Raw genomic sequence first — 21,563 nt, 5'->3', positions numbered from 1 at the left:
TTGCTGGGCGAGCTAGGCGCTGCGCTGCGCAGCGCGCTCGGCCAGCTGCGCCAGGAGGTGCGCGGCATCGGGCCGGATCGGCGCGCCCTTGAGAGCGGTCACCGCGCGATCGACGTTGCGCGTAATCATGGTTTCGAGCTCTTCGACGGCACCGCTGTCGCGAATCGTGCGCTGCAGCATGCGCACCTCCTCCTCGTCGAGGTCGGTGCCGAGCATGTCATCAAAGATGTTGCGCTGTGTCTGTGGCAGCGTGTCACGGGTTAGCGTCACGAGCACCGTGCGCTTGCCCTCAATAAGATCGTCGCCCGAGGGCTTGCCGGTCACCTGCTCATTGCCAAACACGCCCAGGAGATCGTCGCGCAGCTGGAACGCTACGCCCACCGGTAAGCCGAAGGCGGCCAGGGGTGCCTCGTGCTCGGCCTGCGCGCCCGCGAGAGCGGCACCCACGAGCATCGGGGCCTCGACACTATACTTCGCAGACTTGTACACCAGCACCCGAGTGGAGCGTTCGAGCTGCTCGTTGTGGTCAGCAAAGCTGGGCTGCTGCTCTTCCAGCACATCGAGGTACTGGCCGAGCGCTACCTCGCTGCGCATTCTGTTGAAGTGGGTGCGCGCGCGGTCGCCGCGCTCCCGGTCGACGGCTGCGCAGGCGGCCTGCATGAGCTCGTCGGCCCACGACTGCAGCAGGTCGCCGACGAGTAGCGCTGAGGCGACGCCGAAGTGATCGGGATCGCCCCTGAGGCCCCCGTCCCGGTGGCGGGCCGCAAAGCTGCGGTGGGTTGACGGACGACCGCGTCGCGTGTCCGAGCGGTCAATGATGTCATCGTGAATGAGCGCCGCGGCGTGAAACAGCTCGAGAGCACAGGCCGCATCGAGAATTGCACCGAACTCGGCGTCCACCTCGCCGGCAACATCGAGCGGCTGTACGGCACGGTAGCCGAGGAGTGCAAACTGGGCGCGGAACCGCTTGCCGCCCTGCAAAAATTGAGATGCCTCATCGAGCATGGCGGCGGCATCTGGGCCGAGAGGGGCGAGAGCTACGCGATGTTGCTCCAGCGTGTCGTTAATGCGCTCCTGAAGAAGCCCTGCGAGTCGAGTCGTTTCGTGCACGCAGCTAGCCTACTTCGGCGCGAGCAACGTAGACTGTACATAGAAAATATTGTCACGGTCGGGAGGGTCGTCATGGCGCTGTCAGAACACGAGCAGCGGCTGCTTGACGAGATGGAGCGAGGGCTCTATCAAAGCGAGGCCGACGTTATGCAAACGGCCTCGGGCAGTCGTCGCCGAGTGAATTATCGATCGCTAGTGCTGGGCATCATCCTCGCGCTAGTGGGCATTGGTGTGCTGGTGGGAGGAGTCGCTGCACAGCAGCTGTGGCTCGGGCTCATCGGCTTTGCAGCGATGCTGGGAGGGGTGTTGCTGATGTTCACCCCGGGCGCGGCTGACTCAGCTGAGCCCTCTGCGCGGCCGACCGGGAAATCGGGCGGCTCGCACAAGGAGCGTACTCCGCGCGAGTCATTCAGTGAGCGCATGGAGCGACGCTGGGATGAGCGAATGGAGGGCGACCGCTAGACGGTCGCTGAGCGAGTACTCCTCGAAGACGAAGGCTTAAGGGTCGCGGTGCACTGCACCGCGGCCCTTTTTCGTGCCCAAAACTCGCGTGTGCATTGAATTGTCGGCGGGGCTGCACCGGCACGGGTCTTCCTCCACTCGCGTGTCCCTGGCGCTCCCTTTCCCTCCCCGAGCCCTTGTTTCGTACGTGATCCGCTGAATTATGCGGAAGTTGGGGTGAATCCGGGGCGGCCAGTGAGGCGGCATGCGGCCGCTTTGCGCGGCCGCGCGCGCGATAGTGTGCGAATGTTGGTGAAATTTGGCGTGAAGTGGATGAAAGTGGAGTAATGTGTGAATCCAAGTCGAGCCGATGGGAGGATCCGTGTTACTTGGAACCTTTACGCCCCGGCTCGACGAGAAAGGGCGACTGATACTCCCCGCGAAGTTTCGCGGGGAACTCGCCGAGGGGCTCGTGATCACCCGTGGTCAGGAACGCTGTCTCTACGTGTTTAGCGAGGGCGACTTCGCAGAAATGCACGAGCGTGTGCGACTTGCACCTGTTTCCTCGAAGCAGGTGCGCGACTACATGCGCGTGTTCCTTTCTGGTGCTCACGCCGAGACACCAGACAAGCAGCACCGAGTCACTATTCCGCAAGCGCTGCGTGAGTACGCAGGGCTTGACCGCGAGCTCGCCGTGATCGGAGCGGGATCCCGAGCCGAAATTTGGGATGCCGAAGCCTGGCAGCGATACCTGAGTGAGCAAGAGGCGGCATTCGCCGCGATCGAGGAGGAGGTGATTCCGGGACTGTTCTAGCCCGGGACCACATGACCACACACGAAACTAGGGATCCGAGTGCGCTGCACACTCCCGTACTACTCGAGCGGTGCCTCGAGCTGCTCGCTCCGGTCGCCTCGCGCGACGGCGCGGTGGTCGTTGACGCCACCCTCGGAATGGGCGGGCACAGCGAGGCTCTGTTGGCGGCGCACCCCGGCCTGACCCTTATCGGGCTTGACCGCGACACCGAGGCCCTCGGGCTTGCGGGGGAGCGACTGAAACGCTTTGGCGACCGTGCGATTCGCGTGCACGCCGTGTACGACGAGATCGCAGAAGCGGTCGCAGACGCGGGTTTCCCCCGAGTCGACGGCGTGCTCTTCGACCTGGGCGTGTCCTCGCTGCAGCTGGACGATGCCGACCGGGGCTTCGCATACGCTCAAGATGCACCGCTCGATATGCGCATGGATCAGACGCGTGGTGAAACAGCCGCCGATGTGATCGCGAGCGCGAGCGAAGGACGCCTCCGCGCGATCTTTGAGCGCTACGGCGAGGAACCCCTTGCCGGCAGATACGCCCGCGCCATCATCGCGGCACGGAACGAGCAGCCGATCACACGGAGCGGCCAGCTGGTCGATGTGCTCCAAGAGGCCACCCCCGCGGCAGTGCGCGACCAGCGTCACCCGGCGAAGCGCGTGTTTCAAGCGCTCCGGATCGAGATCAACGGCGAACTCACGGTGCTTGAGCGCGCAATTCCCGCGGCACTGGGGGCCCTCAAGGTCGGCGGGCGGGCGGTCGTAATGTCGTACCAGTCCCTCGAGGACCGTGCGATCAAGCGTGAGCTCGTGCGGCGCAGCAAGTCCACCGCTCCAGCCGGGCTGCCGGTTGAGCTCCCCGAGCATCGACCCGAGTTTAAGCTCCTCACCCGCGGTGCCGAGCTTGCGAACGAAGAAGAGCGCGCCCGCAACCCGCGCGCCATCCCTGTCCGGCTGCGCGCCGCAGAGCGGCTGCGGGACACCCAATGAGTGCGCAGACCGCCACGATCCAGCGCATTTCCAGTTCGGTCTCGCCGGGACCGCTGAGTGACGAGCAGTCACAGCCGCGCCACTTGCGGCTTGCACCCGCCGCGCGACGCAAGCTGGGCCGCAGCCCGGTCGTGGCTTCCCTCGTCGCAGTGGGCGTGGTTCTCGTGATTCTCGCGACACAGCTGGGCCTCAGTATCGCCATCTCTCAGGGGGCGTACGAGGCGCGCGCACTTGAGGTGGAGCAGCGGGATCTGAGCCGCGTGGAGCGCGTGCTGTCGCAGAACGTCGGCAAGCTCTCCTCGCCCCAGAACCTTGCTGAGAACGCCGCCGCGCTGGGGATGGTGCAGAACGCTCGTCCCGCTACCCTCCGGCTGAGCGATGGTGTCGTGCTCGGGGCCCTGGAATCGGTGACGAGCGACCCGCGCGGCAACATCGTTCCTAACTCCTCCCTCGACGCAATGCCCGTCGTAGACGCTGAGGGCCTCCTCGTGCCCCGAGGCGCGAATACTCAGGCTGCATCGAGTGCCGCGCCAGTACGGTGGAAGGGCAAGTTGCCTGCCCCGAACACCCACTAGGAGACGCACGAATGGGAACAACGGGATGCTGAGCGCACGCGGCAATCGGCTGCGCCGCACGGTAGCACTCGGGATCATCATCATCATGAGCCTGGTGTTCTTGGTACGCCTCGTCGACGTGCAGGTGGCCTCGGCCGCTGAACTCAATTCAGATGCGCTCGCAAAGCGTGCTGTTCCGGTCACCGTTCCCAGCCTGCGAGGCGACATTGTTGACCGCAACGGGGTCGTGCTCGCCACGACTGATGAGCGGTACGACGTCAATCTGTCGCCTAAGAACACCACCCTCAACGGGGGCGTGTTCTGGGGCCCCGATATTGAACGCGGCGCAGGCACGATCGAGGTCACGACCGCCGAGGCGTTCGCGCAGATCGGCAAAGTGACGGGGCAATCCGCCGCTGAGATTCAGAAGATCGTCGACGACGCGCTTGCCAAAGACAAGAAGTCGGACTTCGCCTCCGTCAAGCGCTCAATCGATCTGGTGCAGCTCAACAAGCTCAAGGCACTCAACATCCCGTGGGTAACGTTCGAGTACAACCACAAACGCACCTATCCGAACGGGGCGGTGGCCGGCAATCTCATCGGGTTCTCAGGCGTGGATCAGGTACCGCAGGCCGGCATCGAGGTTTCCCAGACGGACTGCCTCACCGGTATCGACGGCATGGAAACCTACGAGCGAAGTGCCGACGGCGTCGCCCTGCCGGGAAGCGTGGTGGTGACCCGCAAGGCCGTCAACGGCGGCGACGTCGAACTCACGATTGACCGCGACCTGCAGTGGGAAGCGCAGCAGTCGATCAACGCGCAGGTGCAGGACGTGGGCGCCGCCTGGGGACTCACCGTGGTCATGAATGTGAAGACCGGGGAGCTCGTCGCGGTGGCTGAGGACGGTTCGGTAGACCCCAACGACGTTGACGCCTCCGATCCCGCGAAGCGCGAGGCGCGATCCTTTGTGGCCCCGTATGAGCCGGGCTCGACCTTTAAGATGATCACCGCGGCGTCGCTCATCGACCAGGGCATTGCCTCGCCCGCGACCCAGAACATGACGCCCGACTACCTGGAGCCCGAGCCCGGGGTCCGCTTTGGTGACTCGTTCTCGCACGCACCCATGCCGTGGACGCTCACCGGGATCCTGACGCAGTCCTCGAACGTGGGCACCGCGATGCTGGGCACACAGCTGAGCGCAGACGTTCGTTATGACTACCTGCAGCGCTTCGGCATCGGTGTCGGCACCACTGCGGGGCTCCCGGTGGAAGACACCGGACTCCTTTATCCACCCGACCAGTGGGACCGCCAAACCTCCTACAACACCACCTTCGGCCAGGGCCTTTCCTCCACCATTGTGCAGACCGCGGGCGCCTACCAGGCGATTGCGAACGGAGGCGTGCGGGTGCCCCCGACGCTGGTGAAGGGCTGCGAAGCCGCCGACGGCAAACTCACCACACCGGATGCGCCAGATACCGTGACCGCCGTCAGTAAGGACACGTCCGCCCAGGTGATGCAGATGCTCGAAACCGTGGTTGACCAGGGCTGGTTCCACGACATCGTGGCAATACCGGGCTACCGGATCGCGGGCAAAACGGGCACCGCCGAGCAGTCGGACGGCCAGGGCGGGTACCGCGGCGACTTTGTCCACAGCTTCGCCGGGGTCTTTCCTGCCGACGATCCCCAGTACGTCGCGGTAACATCGATTGCGTACCCCACCGCTGGCGACGGAGGCGTCGCAGCGCTCACCACTTTCCGAGAAGTGGCCGAGGCCACTATTCGAACGTTCCAAATCCCGCCCTCCACAGGGGAGTTCACTCCCCTTCCCACGGAGTATTGATTCAGCCTGCAGGAGGCACACCTTCGTGAGTAACGCGCTCAGTATCCGACCGCACGAACCGTCGCCCGTTCCCCTTGGGGACTTGGCGCAGCGCTTCGAGCTGCGCGGCCCAGCCGACACGGCGTGGATGAGCACCACCGCCACGGGCGTCTCGCTCAACTCTCGCGACGTGCGCGAGGGCGATTTGTACATCGGGATGCCGGGCGCGAACCGCCACGGTGCCGAGTTTGCTCAGGCCGCAGCCGACAGCGGCGCGGTGGCCATGCTCACCGACGCCCGTGGCGCAGAGCTCGCTGCTGGCGTGGCACTTCCAGTGCTCGTGACGGAGCGCCATCCCCGCGAAATTATGGGCTACGTCTCTGCCGTCGTTTACGGCACGGACAACTATCCGGGCAGCGTGTTTGGCATCACCGGCACCAACGGCAAGACCAGCGTGGTCTATGTACTCGCGGAACTGATGCGCGCGGCGGGCCTCGTGCCCGGGCTGAGCTCGACCGCAGAGCGCCGTGTCGGCGACGAGGTCATACCTGCAGACCTGACGAGCCCCGAGTCGTGTGAGCTGCACGGCCTCTTGGGTCGCATGGCCGAGCGCGATGTCAACGCAGTGGCCATCGAGGTCTCCGCGCAGGCGGTCGTGCGGCATCGACTTGACGGCGTGCACTTTGACGTCGTGGCCTTCAACAACTTCTCGCAGGACCACCTCGACGAGTTCGGCGACCTCGAGACCTACTTTGCCGCGAAGCTCGCGCTCTTCACTCCCGAACACGCGAAGCGTGGCGTCGTGGTCGTTGATTCGCCCTACGGCCAGCGCCTCGCCAGGGAGTCACAGATCCCCGTGACCAAGCTCGCCACCGAGTTTGGCCAGGAGGCCGACTGGCACCTCGCGGTCACGCGGGAGACGCTTGATGCGGTGTCGTTTGTGCTGCAGGGCCCGAGCGGTGCCCACTTCCGCGGCAGCGTGCCGCTGTTCGGTAAGTTCATGGCCGAGAACGCGGCCCTCGCGCTCATCATGCTGCACGAGGCCGGAGTGCCGCTCGCACAGATCGAGGCGGGGCTGGCCAAGGGCCGGATCCCGGTGTACATTCCCGGCCGTCTCGAGGAGATGACGACGCCCGAGAGCACGGGACCGCGCTTCTTCGTCGACTACGGGCACACCCCCGGAGCCTTCGAGGCGATGCTCGACGCGCTTGGGGAGGTGGCCCCGGGCAAGGTGATCTTCATGTTTGGCGCCGACGGCGACCGGGACACCACGAAGCGTGAGGAGATGGGGCGCATTGCCGCCGCAGGATCCGACACGCTCATCGTGTGTGATTACCACCCCCGCTCAGAACCACCGGAGGCGATCCGGGCCCAGCTCATTGCGGGCGCGCGCACCGCGCACCGCGCGGAGATCATCGAAGAGGGAGATCCCCGTGCGGCTGTGCGGCTCGCCATTTCGCTCGCGGGGCCCGACGACGTTATCCTGTATGCCGGTCCCGGACACGAGGACTATCAAGAAGTAGCGGGCCAGAAACTACCGTATTCGGCCCGCGACGAGGTACGCGCGGCACTCCGCGAGGCAGGACTGCTCAAGTGATTCAACTTACGCTTCAGGAGATCGCTGAAGCGATCGATGGACGACTGATCGCGGGTGACAGTGGGGCAACCCCCGCAACTGTCGTGAGCGGGGAGTCGCAGACCGACTCGCGGGAGGTCACCGAGGGCAACATCTTCTTCGCCCGTCGCGGCGAAGACACCGACGGGCACCTGTTCGCGGGCAAGGCCGTCGACGCGGGGGCAGCGCTCCTCGTGGTCGAACGCGAGGTGGACTCGCGCGTGCCGCAGATTGTCGTGGCTGAGGCCACGGAGGCGCTCGGCGCACTCGCCACCGAGGTCGTGCGACGCGTCCGCGAGGCGGGCGATCTCACGATCGTCGGGATCACGGGCTCCAACGGCAAGACCACCACGAAGAATCTCGTCGCGGTCATGGCCGAGCGCGTGGGTGCAACGGTCGCCTCGGCGAAATCCTTTAACAACGAGGTCGGCGGCCCGCTCACGATGCTCCGCGTCGATGCTGACACGCGCACGCTCGTCGCCGAAATGGGAGCGAGCGCCGAGGGCGAGATTGCCAGGCTCACGGCCATGGCGCCGCCCCAGATCGGGGTCGTGCTGTCGGTGGGGCTGGCGCACGCCGGTGAGTTTGGCGGCATCGACGCGACGTTCCGCACCAAGAGCGAAATGGTGCGCGACCTGCCCGAGACGGCTGTGGCAGTGCTCAATCGCGATGATCCGCGCGTCGCCAAGATGGCGGAGCTCACGAGCGCCCGCGTGCGCTGGTTTGGGCTGCACCCCGAGGCCGAGGTGCGCGCCACCGACATCGATTCGTCGGCCGCGGGCACCCGCTTCACCCTGAACATCGCCGGCGAGAGCCAGCCCGTCTTCTTCCGAGTGCTCGGAGAGCACCACGTTATGAACGCCCTCGCCGCGGCTGCCGTCGGCACCGAGCTGGGGCTGTCGCTGGCAGACATCGTTGCGGCGCTCGAGGCTGCGACGCTTGCGGCGCCAGGTCGCATGGAGGTGCTGGGCGGGCGCGACGGCATCACAATCATCAACGATGCATACAACGCGAGCCCGGATTCGATGAGCGCCGCCCTACGCACGCTCGCACAGATCCGCAAGCCCGAGGGCCGCACGGTGGCCGTGCTGGGTGCCATGAGTGAGCTGGGCGAGTACACGATCCAGGAGCACATCCAGGTGGGGCTGCAGGCGGTTCGCCTGCGCATCTCGGAGCTGGTGGTGGTGGGGAAGGAAGCCCGCCACCTGCACATCAGCGCCATCAACGAGGGTTCGTGGGACGGCGAAAGCGTGTTCTTCGAGACCCAGGACGAAGCCTTTGACTACCTCAGCAGCTCGCTGCGCGCCGACGACACGGTTATCGTGAAATCATCAAACGCCGCGGGCCTCCAACGCCTGGGTGACCGACTGGGGGAGACCTACGCATGATCGCGCTACTAATCGCGGGTGGCTTCTCCCTGCTGTACTCGCTGCTGCTGACGCCGCTCTTTGTGCGCGGCTTCAACCGGCTCAAGTGGGGTCAGCCGATTCGCGTCGACGGCCCCAAGAACCACGAGGTCAAGCGGGGAACGCCCACGATGGGCGGCCTGATTTTTCTCTCCGGATCAGTGCTGGCGTACTTCGTCGGCAAGTTCGTGATGGGGGAGACCCCCACTCCGTCAGCGTTGCTCGTCATCTTGATGGCGGTCGGCGCGGGCCTGGTCGGCTTCCTTGACGACTTCATGAAGGCGCGGCAGCAGAACTCGGCTGGCCTCAACGGCTGGGCCAAGATCGTGGGCCAGGTGGCGATCGCCGTGGCTTTCGCACTGCTCGGCATCCAGTTTGCGAATGACGCAGGAGTGACTCCGGTCTCCACGCACATCTCGGCGTTCCGTGACCTGTCCATCGACTTCATGGTGCTGGGTCCCATTGTCGGAATCACGCTCTTCATCATCTGGATCATGGTGATCGTGACATCGACGACCAACGCGGTCAACGTCACCGACGGCTTGGATGGTCTCGCCACTGGAGCCGCGATCTTCGCGTTCGGTGCCTACCTTGTTATCGGGTTCTGGCAGGCGGCCCAGAGCTGTTTCGCGACCGCCTACGAGGCGGGCTGCTACGAGGTGCGCGACCCGATGGACCTCGCGGTCATCGCGGCGGCATTCCTCGGCGGGCTCGCCGGGTTCCTGTGGTGGAACACGAACCCCGCCCAGGTGTTCATGGGCGACACCGGATCGATGGCGATCGGCGGCGCGATCGCCGCGCTTGCAATCCTGACGAAGACGGAGCTGCTGCTGCTGCTCATCGGCGGCCTCTTTATCATCGAAGCGGGCTCCGTGATTACGCAGCGCATCTACTTCAAACTCACCAAAGGTCGTCGCATCTTCTTGATGAGCCCGATCCACCACCACTTCGAGCTCAAGGGATGGGCCGAGGTGACGGTGGTCGTGCGCTTCTGGATGATCGCCGGACTCTTTGTCGTGGTCGGCGTGGGCGCCTTCTACGCTGAATGGCTGCTGCAGCAGTGATGGAGCACAATATGACATCGCAAATTCCCTTCTCTGACGTGACGCGGGAGCGCGTGGCGCAGCTCACCAGCTGGCACCACGACTGGAGCGAGCTGCGCGTTGCTGTACTCGGCCTGGGGGTGACCGGGTTCTCGGTCGCAGACACCCTGGTCGAGCTCGGTGCGCGGGTACGCGTGATCTATGGCGCTCCCGATTCCGATCGCGAACGGCTGCTCGACGTAATCGGAGCTGAACGCTTCGTCGCCAGCGACAACGAGGCACAGCTCGCCGACCTGCGGGCGTTTGATCCGGAGCTGGTCATCGTGTCGCCGGGCTACCGCCCGGACCACCCGCTCACCTCGTGGGCGATCGAGCGTGGTGCGCCTGTGTGGGGTGACATCGAGCTCGGTTGGCGCCTGCGGGACAAGACCGCGCGCGTGGCGGATTGGATCTGCATCACGGGCACGAACGGCAAGACCACCACCACCCAGCTCACCGCACATATGCTGCAGGCGGCCGGGTTGCGGGTGACCCCCGCGGGCAACATCGGAACCCCGATCCTTGACGCCCTGCGCGACCCTCAGGGGTACGACGTGCTGGTCGTCGAGCTCTCAAGCTTTCAGCTGGAGCGCATGGGCGAGATTTCTCCCTACGCGAGCGCCTGCCTGAACTTTGCAGACGATCACCTCGACTGGCACGGCAGCGCCGAAGCGTACTGGGCCGCTAAGGCTCGCGTGTACGAACACACGCAGGTGGCGTGCGTGTACAACCGCGCCGATGCCGAGACCGAACGCATGGTCGAGAATGCCGACGTCATCGACGGCGCGCGTGCCATTAGCTTTGGCCTCGACGCCCCGCCGATCAGCGGGTTCGGCGTCGTCGACGGTATTCTCCTCGACCGCGGCTACCACGCAGAACGACGCGAGGAGGCCTTCGAATTGGTGACGCTCGAAGAGCTTGCGGGCAGACACATCGCCCAGCCGCACATGGTGCAGAACATGCTTGCCGCCAGCGCGCTCGCGCGTGCACGCGGTGCCGAGCCCGCCGAGATCGCCAGCGCCATCTTGAGCTTCACCCCCGACCAGCACCGCGCCGAGCGGCTCGGCGAGGTCGCCGGTGTGACCTACATCGACGACTCGAAGGCGACGAATGCGCATGCCGCCGACGCGTCGCTGCGCGCCCACGAGGGCGTCGTCTGGATCGTGGGCGGCTTGCTCAAGGGCGTCGACATTGACGCGCTGGTCGCGACACACGCGCATCGCCTGCGCGGGGCCGTCGTCATTGGGGCCGAACGCGACGAGGTGCTCGCGGCGCTTGCCCGGCACCTCGGGCAGAAGCCGGTGGTTGAGATCACCGAGCCCTCCGGGGACCCGGTGATGACCGCCGCAGTGCAGGCAGCTGCCAAGCTCGCTGAGCCCGGTGACATCGTGCTGCTCTCGCCGGCGGCAGCCTCAATGGACCAGTTCACCGACTACGCGGCGCGCGGCAACAGCTTCCAAGCTGCCGTGCGCGCCCTGGGATAGTTCGTCATGTCGACCACGGAGTCCGCCGGCTGGCGCGCGCGCATCCATCTGGGTGCGGCGCTCAAGCCCGGCTCCGACCGGACGGTGGCTGCGCTCTACGGGCTCACACTGCTGCTCGTGGGCATTGGCCTCATCATGGTGCTGTCCTCGTCGTCGATCACCTCGTATCTCAGCGATCAGGGATTCTTCGGCGGGTTCTGGAAGCAGGCCACCTTCGCCCTGATCGGGTTGCCGATGATGCTGCTCGCCGCGGCGTTGCCCATCTCGTTCTGGAAGAAGTGGGCCTGGGGATTTCTCGGGCTTGGAATTGTGCTCCAGCTGCTGGTATTCACCCCGCTCGGCATTGAGGAGTACGGCAACCGAAACTGGGTGCAGATCGGCTCGATTAGCGGTCAGCCCTCTGAAGCGCTCAAGCTTGCGCTTATCGTCTGGATCGGCGCGGTGTTGCAGCGCAAGGAGCCACTGCTGCACCAGATGAAACACGAGCTGATCCCCGTGGTGGTTCCGGGTGCCCTCGTGGTGCTCGGAATCGTGCTCGCGGGCCGCGATCTCGGCACCGTGCTCATCATGGCGGGCATCGTCATCGGCGCGTTGTTCTTCGGTGGGATCAGTGGCAAGTCGCTCGGCGTCGTCGCCGCGGGAGGCCTGCTCGGCGTCATCTTGTTCGTGGTCACGAGCTCCAACCGGATGGAGCGCCTGCTCGGGCACGCTGGCGGCAACGCCGACTACAGTGGACTCGGCTGGCAGCCCCTGCACGGGCTCTGGGCCCTCGCGGGCGGTGGCGTGTTCGGGGTGGGGCTCGGCGGTTCCAAGGCCAAATGGTCGTGGCTGCCCGCGGCAGACAACGACTACATCTTCGCGATTATTGGCGAGGAACTCGGGCTGATCGGTGCGATGCTCGTGATCGTGCTGTTCGTGGCCCTCACCGTGGTGATGCTGCGGGTCATCGCTCGCGCACGCGACCGGTTCGGCAAGGCCGTCGTCGGCGGCATCCTCGTGTGGATCGTCGGCCAGGCGTTCGTAAACATTGGTGTTGTGATCGGGGTGTTCCCGGTACTGGGCGTCCCGCTGCCCCTCATCAGCGCCGGTGGCACCGCGCTGATCGCGTGTCTCATCGCCATCGGCGTTGTTATTTCAATCGCTCGTGATGCCGCTGTGTATCAGGACGAGCTCGCTCAGACCAACGGAAGGACCTAACGGCCCGATGACGAACTACCTGCTCGCTGGCGGTGGCACCGCGGGTCACGTGAACCCGCTGCTCGCGCTCGCTGATCTGATCCGCGCGACCGAACCCGATGCCACCATCACCGTGCTCGGCACGCGCGAGGGGCTCGAGGCCCGGCTCGTTCCCGAACGCGGCTTTGAACTCGTGACGATTGAACGGCTGCCGTTTCCGCGCCGCCCCAACGCGGCAGCGCTCAAGTTTCCAGCCCGGTTCGCACGCGCGGTGCGCCAGGCACGCGCGCTCATTCGGGAACGAAACATCGACGTAGTCGTGGGCGTCGGCGGCTATGCCGCCGCCCCCGCCTATCGTGCGGGCGCCAAGGAAGGCACGCCCGTGGTGATCCACGAGGCCAACGCGAAGCCGGGCCTCGCCAACAAGCTGGGCGCCCGGTCCACCCGGTACGTGGGCGTCACGTTCCCGGGCACCCCGATCCGGCACGCGCGAGTGACCGGCATGCCGTTGCGCCCCGAGATTACCGGGCTCGATCGCGCCGGGCTCGCGGCAAGCGCGCGGGAGCACTTCGGGCTCAACCCGGCGAAGCGCACGCTGCTCGTGACGGGCGGCTCGCTCGGCGCCCGCGCGATCAATCGCGGCATCTCTGGCTCGGCGCGCGAGCTGACGAGCGCGGGGCTGCAGGTGCTGCATATCTGGGGTGGCCTAACCGAGATCGAGGACCCCGGGGTCGATGGGTACCGGGTGCTGGAGTACTGCGACCGCATGGATCTCGCGCTGGCGGCCTGCGATCTCGCCGTGTCTCGCGCCGGATCCACGACCGTGAGCGAGCTGGCCGGTCTCGGTGTGCCCGCGGTGTTCGTGCCCTACAGCCACGGCAACGGCGAGCAGCGCTTCAACGCGGCGAGCGTCGTCGAAGCTGGGGGTGCGCTGCTCGTGGAGGACGACGAGCTCACGCCGGCCTGGGTGCGCAACACCCTGATCCCGCTCGTGACCGACGACGCGAAGCTCGCCCAGATGGCCGAGCGTGCCCGCGGCGCGGGATCGCTCGACGGCACCGAGCGGCTGCTCGCCCTGGTGCACGAGGCGGTTCGCGGCTAGCGGGACAAATCTGCCCGTGGCTGAACGGACTCGCGGGGTGAGCGCGGTACGCTGGAGTGTCAGCCGACCCGCTAGGAGCGCACATGATCTACCCCGATCTCGAAATGGAAATTCCCGACGAACTTGGTCGGGTGCACTTCGTTGGGATCGGCGGCTCGGGCATGAGCGGCATCGCCCGCATGATGCACCAGGCCGGCGTCACCGTTACGGGCTCTGACCGCAGCGCCAACTACTCGACCGAAGCACTCGAAGCCATTGGCATCAAGGTGTTCATCGGGCACGACGCCGCCCACGTCGACGACGCAGACTCACTCGTCGTCACGGGCGCGCTGTGGCAGGACAACCCCGAGTACCAGTACGCGCTCGCCCACGGGCTGCCCGTGCTGCACCGCTCGCAGGCGCTCGCCTGGCTCGCCAGGGGCAAGCGCGTCGTCTCCGTCGCCGGGGCCCACGGCAAGACCACCTCGACCGGACTCGTCGTGACGGGTCTGCTCGGCGCGGGCGCCGACCCCTCGTTCGTGAACGGCGGCATCATCGAGAGCCTCGGCGTCTCGGCGGGGCCGGGCACCGACGATCTGTTCGTGATCGAAGCAGACGAATCCGACAAGTCCTTTCTGCTGTACGACACGTCGATCGCGCTCATCACGAACGTCGACCCCGAGCACCTCGACTTTTACGGCTCGCGCGAAGCGTTCATGCAGGCTTTCGTTGACTTTGCCGAGGGCGCGCGCGAGCAGATCGTGATCTCGAGCGACGATCCGGGCGCGCAGGAAGTGCTCGCGGCGCTGCGGGCGAAGGGCACAAAGGTTCCCGTGCGCACCTTTGGCGAGGACCCAACAGCCGACGTGCGCCTGGTCGCCGTGGACGACTCGGGCCCCGTGAAGTTCACGGTCGAGCTCGTGGGCGCCGGGGGCGAGCTCGAGCGCCACGAAGCGCAGCTGTCCGTGTACGGCCGGTACAACGCGATCAACGCGGTGGGCGCGCTCGCCGTGCTGACGGGCCTCGGGTTCGACGCGGGCCAAGCCCTCGCCGCCATCGCAGAGTTCGGCGGCACCAAGCGCCGTTTCGAGTTTCACGCAGACGTCGCTGGCGTGCGCGTCTACGACGACTACGCACACCACCCGACCGAGGTCGCGGCGCTGCTCAGTGGTGCCCGCGCGGTCGTGGGCGAGGGGCGCTTGATCGCGATTCACCAGCCGCACCTGTACAGCCGCACGAGCCTCTTCCACCGCGAGTTCGCCGAGGCGCTCGAGGCCGGCGCAGACCATACGGTCGTGCTCGCCGTTGACGGCGCGCGCGAGGACCCGGTCGAGGGCATCACCGGCGCTCTCGTCTCGAATGACTTTGCCAACCCGGATCACGTGGCCTACGTCCCCGAGTGGGACGACGCAGCCGCGTACCTCGCGCAGATCGCGCGCCCCGGCGATGTTATGGTCACGATGAGCTGTGGTTCGGTCTACCGCATCATTCCGCAGGTGGTCGAGGCGCTACGCGCGCGATTTGAGCCCGAGGGCGCGTGAAACGCCCGGGCGGCTTCGACCGCGAGGCCGATCACGCCCCCGAGCCCGAGGCTGCCTCGCGGGTCGATCCGGCGCATCGTGCTGATCAGGCATCGCAGGCTGATTCAGCACCGCGCGGCAACTCGGTGCCCCGGATTGATCCGGCGGCACGCATCGCGCGTGCGCTTCGCGTCGATCCGACGGCGGACGCGGCAGCAGGCGCAGTGGCGGGCAGTTTGCCCGAGGGGTTTGGTGCCCCCGCTCACGACCCCGACGTGCAACTCACCGACGTTATTGACGATGCCGCGCTCGCGGGCGCCGCAAACGCCAAATCGGCGGGCAACGCTTTGGCGGTGCCGCGCGCCGCGATGACGCGCGCACTCGCCTGGGCCGGGGTGGGGGCGCCGAAGGACCCGGTGCGTGCCGCCGACCGCCGGGTACGGCGGGCCGCGAACTCACGGCGTCGCCGCGAGCGTGGCGAGCGGCTTCGCTTCGCCGCCCAGTTGCGCAGGCAGCGCCGCGGCTGGCTGATCGCCGGGGGTGCAGTCCTAGCCCTGGCGATGTTTGTCGCGGTAACCGCATTCACCCCGCTCACCGCCGTGCGCGATGTGCGGATCGAGGGGGCGCAGGCCGTTCCCGAGGACGAACTCGTGCGCGCACTCCAGCGGTTTGAAGGCGTGCCCCTCGCGCTCGTTGAGGACACCCAGGTGCATCGCGCCCTCGAGGTGTTTCCGCTCATCCAGCGCTACCAGGTCGAGCGGATCCCGCCCCACACCCTGGTCGTGCAGATCGCCGAGCGCGTGCCGGTCATCGCGATCGAACGCAACGGAACGTTCGAGCAGTTTGACGCAGCCGGGGTGCGTGTTGGTGCGGGAGACGCGGCGCCCGCCGGCGTGCCGGTCGGCACGGGATCGGTCGCCGACCTCGCCTCGCCAGCGTTTGCGTCCGCGGCTCGCACGGTGCGCGACATGCCACAGGAGCTACGCGCCCGTGTGGCCGGGGTGACCGCGACGAGCGCCCAGGATGTCACACTGACCCTCGATAACGGGCTTCAGGTGCTGTGGGGTGGCGACGTCGATATCGCGCGAAAGTCGGTCGTGCTGCAGTCGATGCTGTCGGCGCTGGGGGAGCGGCCACTCGAGCGCATTGACGTCTCGTCGCCAGACGCGCCCGTGTTTCAGTGAGCTTGGGCCTAAAAGTCTCGATAATGTCACGCGTCGCGGCGTGTCTGGAGCGGTGGAGCGGCGGAAAGCCATACCGTTAGGCCAGAAACGTATACGGCTATACTAACTCTGAACTTCAGGTTGAGGTTGAGGGTTGGAGGGGATTCACGTGTCAGCGAACCAGAACTACCTCGCGGTGATCAAGGTCGTCGGTGTGGGTGGCGGCGGCGTGAACGCCGTCAACCGCATGATCGAGCTCGGCCTGCGCGGCGTTGAATTCATCGCCGTCAACACCGACGCTCAGGCGCTCCTCGCGAGCGACGCCGATGTCAAGCTCGACGTCGGGCGCGAACTTACCCGCGGCCTCGGCGCCGGCGCCGACCCTGAGGTGGGTCGCCGCGCGGCAGAGGACCACGCGGAGGAGATTGAGGAGGCGCTCGCGGGCGCCGACATGGTCTTCGTGACCGCAGGTGAGGGCGGAGGCACCGGTACTGGCGCCGCGCCCGTGGTGGCCCGGATCGCAAAGTCGATTGGCGCGCTGACCATCGGTGTCGTCACTCGCCCCTTCAGCTTTGAGGGCAAGCGCCGTGCGGCACAGGCCGACGCGGGCGTGCACACGCTGCGCGAGGCGGTCGACACGCTCATCGTGGTTCCCAACGACCGACTGCTCGACATCAGTGAGCCGGGCATTAGCATGATCGAAGCGTTTGCCGCGGCAGACCAGGTGCTGCTTGCGGGTGTCTCGGGTATCACCGACCTCATTACCACTCCCGGTCTCATCAACCTGGACTTCGCCGACGTGAAGTCAGTGATGCAGGGTGCGGGCTCGGCTCTCATGGGTATCGGCTCGGCGCGCGGTGCAGACCGCGCGATCAAGGCGGCCGAGCTCGCTGTTGCCTCGCCGCTGCTTGAGGCCTCGGTCGAGGGCGCGCACGGCGTTCTGCTCTCGATTCAGGGCTCCTCCAACCTCGCGCTGAGTGAGATCTACGAGGCTTCGACCCTCGTGCAAGACGTCGTACACCCCGAAGCCAACATCATCTTCGGAACCGTCATCGATGACACCCTGGGCGACGAGGTGCGCGTCACCGTCATCGCCGCAGGGTTTGATGATGACGGATCGCCCCAGCCCGTGGCAGTGCCCGAGCGTGGTCGCCGCGGCAGCCACGTCGAGCGTCTCGAGGATGTGCCGGCCGCGGTCGGTAGCGAGGCAACCGGACTCGGCTTCCCCGGGTTTAAGGCGAGCCAGCAGCGCGACAGTGATGCCAAGGCGCCCGCAACCGGCCAGTTCGGTGAGGTGCTGTCGAACCCGCCCGTCGAGGCCCAGCTGCCCGACCCCGCGTTTGACGGCGATGACGACGACGATCTCGACATCCCCGAATTCCTGAGGTAAGCCAGCGATGACCGAACTGGTTTCGCCCGCATACCCGGGGCTGGGTGATCGGCTTGCGCAGATCCGGAGCGACATTGCTGAGGCATGTCGCGCCGCAGATCGTAAGCCAGAGAGCACCACGCTCATTGTCGTGACCAAGTTTCATCCCGCAAGCTTGGTGCGCGAACTCGCCGCCCTGGGTGTGCGTGATGTGGGTGAAAACCGGCATCAGGAGGCGCAGGACAAGGCCGCCGAGTTGACCGATCTGGACCTGAACTGGCACTTCATCGGCCAGTTGCAGACGAAGAAGGCGCGTCAGGCGGCACGCTACGCGAGCGCGATCCACTCGATCGACCGCGAGCGGCTGGTCGACGCGCTCGCCGAGGGCGACCGAGCTATTGACGCCTTCGTTCAGGTGAATATGACCGACGATCCGGGTCGAGGTGGGGTCGCCCCCGCAGAGCTCGAACGGCTCGCTGAGCGCGTCGCCGCCGCGCCCGCGCTGCGACTGCGAGGCGTCATGGCCGTTGCGCCGCTTGAGGAAGAACCGGCGCGCGCCTTTGCGCGGCTCGCCGATTATTCCGCGCAGGTGCGCGCGATCGACCCCGCCGCCACGGACATCTCTGCCGGAATGACCCACGACTTCGCCGAGGCTATCGCAGCCGGAGCGACACACCTGAGGATCGGCAGCGCAATCACAGGGAAACGACCGGAGCCCCGGTAGTCTCGAACCATCGCACCGTTGGGAGATAAAAATGAGTAACCCCCTAAAGAAGACCATGGTGTTCCTTGGCCTCGCTGAGGAGGACCTCGAGGAGCAGAACGCCGCTGCGCCGGTGCAGCGCGCCACGACGCCCGCGGCGGTCTCGAATCCCGCTGCCGAGGCAGCGCGCCCGGCACAGCCGCGCGCCGCAGCGGTGACACCGCTGCGCCGGGTCACCCCAACACGCCAGGCCGCTCCGCAGCCGCTCAGTGAGATTTTCACGATGCGGCCCACCGCATACAGCGACGCTACGGTGATCGCTGAAAACTTTCGCGAGGGAGTCCCCGTCATCATGAACCTTTCGGCCATGGTCGAGGGCGACGCGAAGCGCCTCATTGACTTTGCGAGCGGCCTCACCCTGGGGTTGCACGGACGCATCGAACGCGTCACGAGCAAGGTGTTTCTGCTCACGCCCGAGCACATCGAAATTGCGGGGGAGGAGACCGTTCGCGATGAGAACGGCTCGTTCTTCGTGACCCCCACGGCGTAATCTGTGGAGGTAATTTACGCGATAACCACCATCATTCGGTTGGCTATCCGCCTGTACATCTTGGTGCTCTGGGCGCGGCTCATCATCGACTGGGTGATGGTGTTCAAACGGGACTTCAGGCCGCGCAACGGTCTGGCAGTGGCGGTGGAACTCGTCTTCAGTCTTACAGATCCACCGATTAAGATGTTCCGTAAGCTGCTGCCTCCCATTAGGATCGGGCAGATCGCCATTGATCTGGGCTGGATCCTCACGCTCGTGTGCTGCTGGATTTTGCTCGCGATCATCCCAGGCTTCTGATAGCGCACCGTACGCAATCGGTGTTTTGTTTGCTAGCGTAGTTTTAGACCACGCGGGTGGTCCCGAATCGAAAGAGACGTAACGATGGCCTTGACTCCAGAAGATGTCGTGAATCAGAAATTCACGATTACCAAGTTCCGCGACGGCTACGATCTCGACCAGGTCGATGATTTCCTCGATCAGATCGTTGAGATGCTGCGCGAGCACGACGAAGAAACGTCGGCGCTCAAGCAAGAAATCGCCGAGCTGACCGCGAAGCTGGCCGAGTGCGAGGGTGGCAACTCGGCCCCCGCCGTCGAGGCTTCCGAGCAGACCATTGTAGTCGAAGCTCCTGTCGTCGCGGCTCCCGTCCCGGCAGCAGAGGTAGCCCCGGCTCAGCCCGACGCCATCAAGTCGAGCGCCATGCTGCAGCTCGCGCTCGAGCTGCACGACAAGCACGTGCACGAGGGTGAGACCACCCGTGATCGCCTCATCAACGAGGCCGAGGGCAAGCGCGACCAGATGATCGGTGACGCCGAGCGTACGGCCAAGCAGCTCGTGCAGGACGCACAGGAGCAGCGCGCTGAAGAGCTGCGCGTGCTCGGCGACGAGCGTAGCGACCTGCAGTTCAAGATCAAGGATCTGCGTCAGTTCGAGGGCGAGTACCGCTCGACCCTGCGTTCGTACATTCAGTCACAGCTGCGCGGCCTTGACGGCTCGCCCGAGCCCGCGGGTGCTCCCGAGGGCCTGCAGTAGCCCGGAGAGTGACCGAAACTCAGCCGACCACGCGGTCGTGGCGAGGATGGGCGGTTCCGCTCGTTCTCGTCGCGATAGCGGGTGGAGTGCTTCTCGCTGACCAGCTCGCGAAGAACTGGGTCGTCGCAAACCTCGTCGAGGGGCAGACCGTGCCCGTGCTCGGCGATTTTTTGCGGTGGCATTTTGTGCGCAACCCCGGCGCAGCGTTCTCGATGGCCAGCGGGTCAACCTGGATCTTCACGATCCTGGCGGCCGCGGTGGTCGTCGTCATCCTGACGCAGCTGCGTCGGCTTCGCTCGGTGCCGTGGGCGGTGTTTCTGGGACTGTTGCTCGGCGGCGTCCTCGGAAACCTGACTGATCGCCTGACGCGCGCACCCGGCTTCCCCGAGGGCCACGTCATCGACTACATCTCGACACCGTGGATGTGGCTGTGGTTCCCCGAGGCGATTTACAACATTGCTGACATTGCAATTGTTACCGGCATGATCCTCTTCATCGTGATCACGCTCGTGGATATTCCCATCAATGGGTCGGGTCGTAAGAAGTCTTCTGAATCCGTACACACGGGCGACGATGCAGGCGAATTTCCAGAAGGAACTCATGCAACACCGTAGCCTCCCCGTCCCCGACGGACTCGCGGGAGAACGCGCGGACGCCGCCCTCGCCAAACTGCTCGGCTTCTCGCGAAGCTTCGCGGTCGAGATCGTGCAGGCGGGCGGAGTTCTGCTCGATGGTCGCGAACTCGCGAAGTCAGACCGGCTCTCGGCCGGCAGCTGGCTCGAGGTGTCGTGGGAAGAAAAGCGCGGCCCCGAAGTGGTCCCCGTGCACCTCCCCGAACTCGGCATCGTGCATGACGACGAAGACATCGTCGTCATCGATAAGCCCGCGGGTGTGGCAGCGCACCCCTCGCTGGGTTGGGATGGTCCGACCGTGCTCGGCGCACTCGCCGGGGCCGGGTTCCGGATCGCCACCTCGGGCCCGCCCGAGCGCCAGGGCATCGTGCACCGGCTTGACGCCGGCACGAGCGGCCTGATGGTCGTCGCGAAGAGCGAGCGCGCATACTCGGCCCTCAAGCGCGCGTTCAAGGCGCGCGAGGTCGACAAGATTTATCACACGGTCGTCCAGGGACACCCCGACCCGTTCGCGGGCACGATCGAGGGCGCGATTGGCCGTCACCCCGGCCACGAATGGAAGTTTGCGGTCGTCAGCGACGGCAAGCACTCGATCACGCACTACGAAACGCTCGAGGCGTTTCCCTACGCGACACTGCTCGAAGTCCAGCTCGAGACCGGCCGCACGCACCAGATTCGCGTGCACATGTCGGCGCAGCGACACCCCTGTGTCGGCGATGCGATGTACGGTGCAGACCCGAAGCTGACCGAGCGCCTTGGGCTTACCCGGCAGTGGCTGCACGCCATGCGCCTGGGCTTCCGGCACCCCGGCACGGGAGCGCTCGTGGAGTACGAAAGCGTGTATCCCGCCGACTTGCAGCACGCGCTCGACATTCTCGACGCCTAATGTAACTTGAGTGTCCGGATCCGGAATCACCCCCTGGATCCGGGCGCGAAGCTCGACACTTGGCGCGTGTTGACAGCGTGCTCGCGGTACCCTGGAGTATCGGCGAGAGGGGCTCAAGTAGTGGCGGTTGATGACGGCTTCGT

Annotated in this window: 21 protein-coding genes; 20 read left to right on the top strand and 1 reads right to left on the bottom strand. The window is 66.0% G+C overall.

From position 1 onward, the window contains the following. Positions 1–12 precede the first annotated feature (12 nt). A complete protein-coding gene (locus C795_RS0114495) occupies positions 13–1,110 on the bottom strand; it encodes a polyprenyl synthetase family protein (protein WP_017794471.1) in 1,098 nt (365 codons plus the stop codon). 72 nt (positions 1,111–1,182) lie between these two features. Between C795_RS0114495 and C795_RS0114490 the strand changes: the two genes are divergently transcribed. From C795_RS0114490 to C795_RS0114395, 20 genes are all read left to right on the top strand, one after another. Continuing rightward, on the top strand, positions 1,183–1,572 hold the full coding sequence (locus tag C795_RS0114490) for a DUF3040 domain-containing protein (protein WP_017794470.1): 390 nt from the start codon (positions 1,183–1,185) through the stop codon (positions 1,570–1,572). A 361-nt stretch (positions 1,573–1,933) separates the two neighbouring features. After that, a complete protein-coding gene (mraZ, locus tag C795_RS0114485) occupies positions 1,934–2,365 on the top strand; it encodes a division/cell wall cluster transcriptional repressor MraZ (RefSeq protein ID WP_026139716.1) in 432 nt (143 codons plus the stop codon). 11 nt (positions 2,366–2,376) lie between these two features. Further along, positions 2,377–3,348: a 16S rRNA (cytosine(1402)-N(4))-methyltransferase RsmH gene (rsmH, locus tag C795_RS0114480; RefSeq protein WP_017794468.1), complete on the top strand. Its 972-nt coding sequence runs from the start codon at positions 2,377–2,379 to the stop codon at positions 3,346–3,348. Continuing rightward, entirely contained in the window at positions 3,345–3,923 is a 579-nt protein-coding gene (locus C795_RS0114475) for a hypothetical protein (RefSeq protein WP_017794467.1), read from the top strand. The genes rsmH and C795_RS0114475 overlap by 4 nt, the downstream gene beginning before the upstream one ends. Positions 3,924–3,948: 25 nt before the next feature. Then, complete coding sequence (locus tag C795_RS0114470; protein ID WP_017794466.1) at positions 3,949–5,742, top strand: peptidoglycan D,D-transpeptidase FtsI family protein; 1,794 nt, start codon at positions 3,949–3,951, stop codon at positions 5,740–5,742. 127 nt (positions 5,743–5,869) lie between these two features. Continuing rightward, the gene (locus C795_RS0114465; RefSeq protein WP_157487167.1) at positions 5,870–7,318 is read left to right on the top strand and encodes a Mur ligase family protein; all 1,449 of its coding nucleotides are present in this window, start codon (positions 5,870–5,872) and stop codon (positions 7,316–7,318) included. Beyond that, positions 7,315–8,724 (top strand): UDP-N-acetylmuramoyl-tripeptide--D-alanyl-D-alanine ligase, encoded by a 1,410-nt coding sequence (locus C795_RS0114460; RefSeq protein ID WP_017794464.1) that lies wholly within the window; start codon positions 7,315–7,317, stop codon positions 8,722–8,724. The genes C795_RS0114465 and C795_RS0114460 overlap by 4 nt, the downstream gene beginning before the upstream one ends. Continuing rightward, positions 8,721–9,806, top strand: a complete 1,086-nt coding sequence (mraY, locus tag C795_RS0114455) for a phospho-N-acetylmuramoyl-pentapeptide-transferase (RefSeq protein WP_017794463.1) — start codon at positions 8,721–8,723, stop codon at positions 9,804–9,806. Before C795_RS0114460 ends, mraY begins: the two co-directional genes overlap by 4 nt. An 11-nt stretch (positions 9,807–9,817) precedes the next feature. Next, on the top strand, positions 9,818–11,308 hold the full coding sequence (gene murD, locus C795_RS0114450; protein ID WP_017794462.1) for a UDP-N-acetylmuramoyl-L-alanine--D-glutamate ligase: 1,491 nt from the start codon (positions 9,818–9,820) through the stop codon (positions 11,306–11,308). A gap of 6 nt (positions 11,309–11,314) precedes the next feature. Beyond that, positions 11,315–12,505, top strand: coding sequence for an FtsW/RodA/SpoVE family cell cycle protein (locus C795_RS0114445; protein WP_017794461.1), 1,191 nt, complete (start codon positions 11,315–11,317; stop codon positions 12,503–12,505). Between the two features lie 7 nt (positions 12,506–12,512). Further along, a complete protein-coding gene (locus C795_RS0114440) occupies positions 12,513–13,586 on the top strand; it encodes a UDP-N-acetylglucosamine--N-acetylmuramyl-(pentapeptide) pyrophosphoryl-undecaprenol N-acetylglucosamine transferase (protein ID WP_017794460.1) in 1,074 nt (357 codons plus the stop codon). Between the two features lie 83 nt (positions 13,587–13,669). Beyond that, complete coding sequence (gene murC, locus C795_RS0114435; protein WP_017794459.1) at positions 13,670–15,106, top strand: UDP-N-acetylmuramate--L-alanine ligase; 1,437 nt, start codon at positions 13,670–13,672, stop codon at positions 15,104–15,106. Beyond that, a complete protein-coding gene (locus C795_RS16715; protein ID WP_017794458.1) occupies positions 15,103–16,269 on the top strand; it encodes an FtsQ-type POTRA domain-containing protein in 1,167 nt (388 codons plus the stop codon). The genes murC and C795_RS16715 overlap by 4 nt, the downstream gene beginning before the upstream one ends. Before the next feature lie 148 nt (positions 16,270–16,417). Continuing rightward, the gene (gene ftsZ, locus C795_RS0114425) at positions 16,418–17,638 is read left to right on the top strand and encodes a cell division protein FtsZ (RefSeq protein WP_017794457.1); all 1,221 of its coding nucleotides are present in this window, start codon (positions 16,418–16,420) and stop codon (positions 17,636–17,638) included. Positions 17,639–17,645: 7 nt separating this feature from the next. Next, positions 17,646–18,341: a YggS family pyridoxal phosphate-dependent enzyme gene (locus tag C795_RS0114420; RefSeq protein WP_017794456.1), complete on the top strand. Its 696-nt coding sequence runs from the start codon at positions 17,646–17,648 to the stop codon at positions 18,339–18,341. Positions 18,342–18,372: 31 nt separating this feature from the next. Continuing rightward, positions 18,373–18,870 (top strand): cell division protein SepF, encoded by a 498-nt coding sequence (locus tag C795_RS0114415; RefSeq protein WP_026139715.1) that lies wholly within the window; start codon positions 18,373–18,375, stop codon positions 18,868–18,870. Positions 18,871–18,873: 3 nt separating this feature from the next. After that, positions 18,874–19,167 (top strand): YggT family protein, encoded by a 294-nt coding sequence (locus tag C795_RS0114410; RefSeq protein WP_017794454.1) that lies wholly within the window; start codon positions 18,874–18,876, stop codon positions 19,165–19,167. An 84-nt stretch (positions 19,168–19,251) separates the two neighbouring features. Continuing rightward, entirely contained in the window at positions 19,252–19,902 is a 651-nt protein-coding gene (locus C795_RS0114405) for a DivIVA domain-containing protein (RefSeq protein WP_017794453.1), read from the top strand. Between the two features lie 8 nt (positions 19,903–19,910). Beyond that, positions 19,911–20,516, top strand: a complete 606-nt coding sequence (gene lspA, locus C795_RS0114400; protein ID WP_017794452.1) for a signal peptidase II — start codon at positions 19,911–19,913, stop codon at positions 20,514–20,516. Next, on the top strand, positions 20,503–21,420 hold the full coding sequence (locus tag C795_RS0114395) for an RluA family pseudouridine synthase (protein ID WP_017794451.1): 918 nt from the start codon (positions 20,503–20,505) through the stop codon (positions 21,418–21,420). The genes lspA and C795_RS0114395 overlap by 14 nt, the downstream gene beginning before the upstream one ends. Positions 21,421–21,563 lie beyond the last annotated feature (143 nt).

Source organism: Leucobacter salsicius M1-8 (assembly GCF_000350525.1).
Taxonomy (GTDB): domain Bacteria; phylum Actinomycetota; class Actinomycetes; order Actinomycetales; family Microbacteriaceae; genus Leucobacter; species Leucobacter salsicius.
This window is presented reverse-complemented; position numbering and strand designations above follow the sequence as displayed.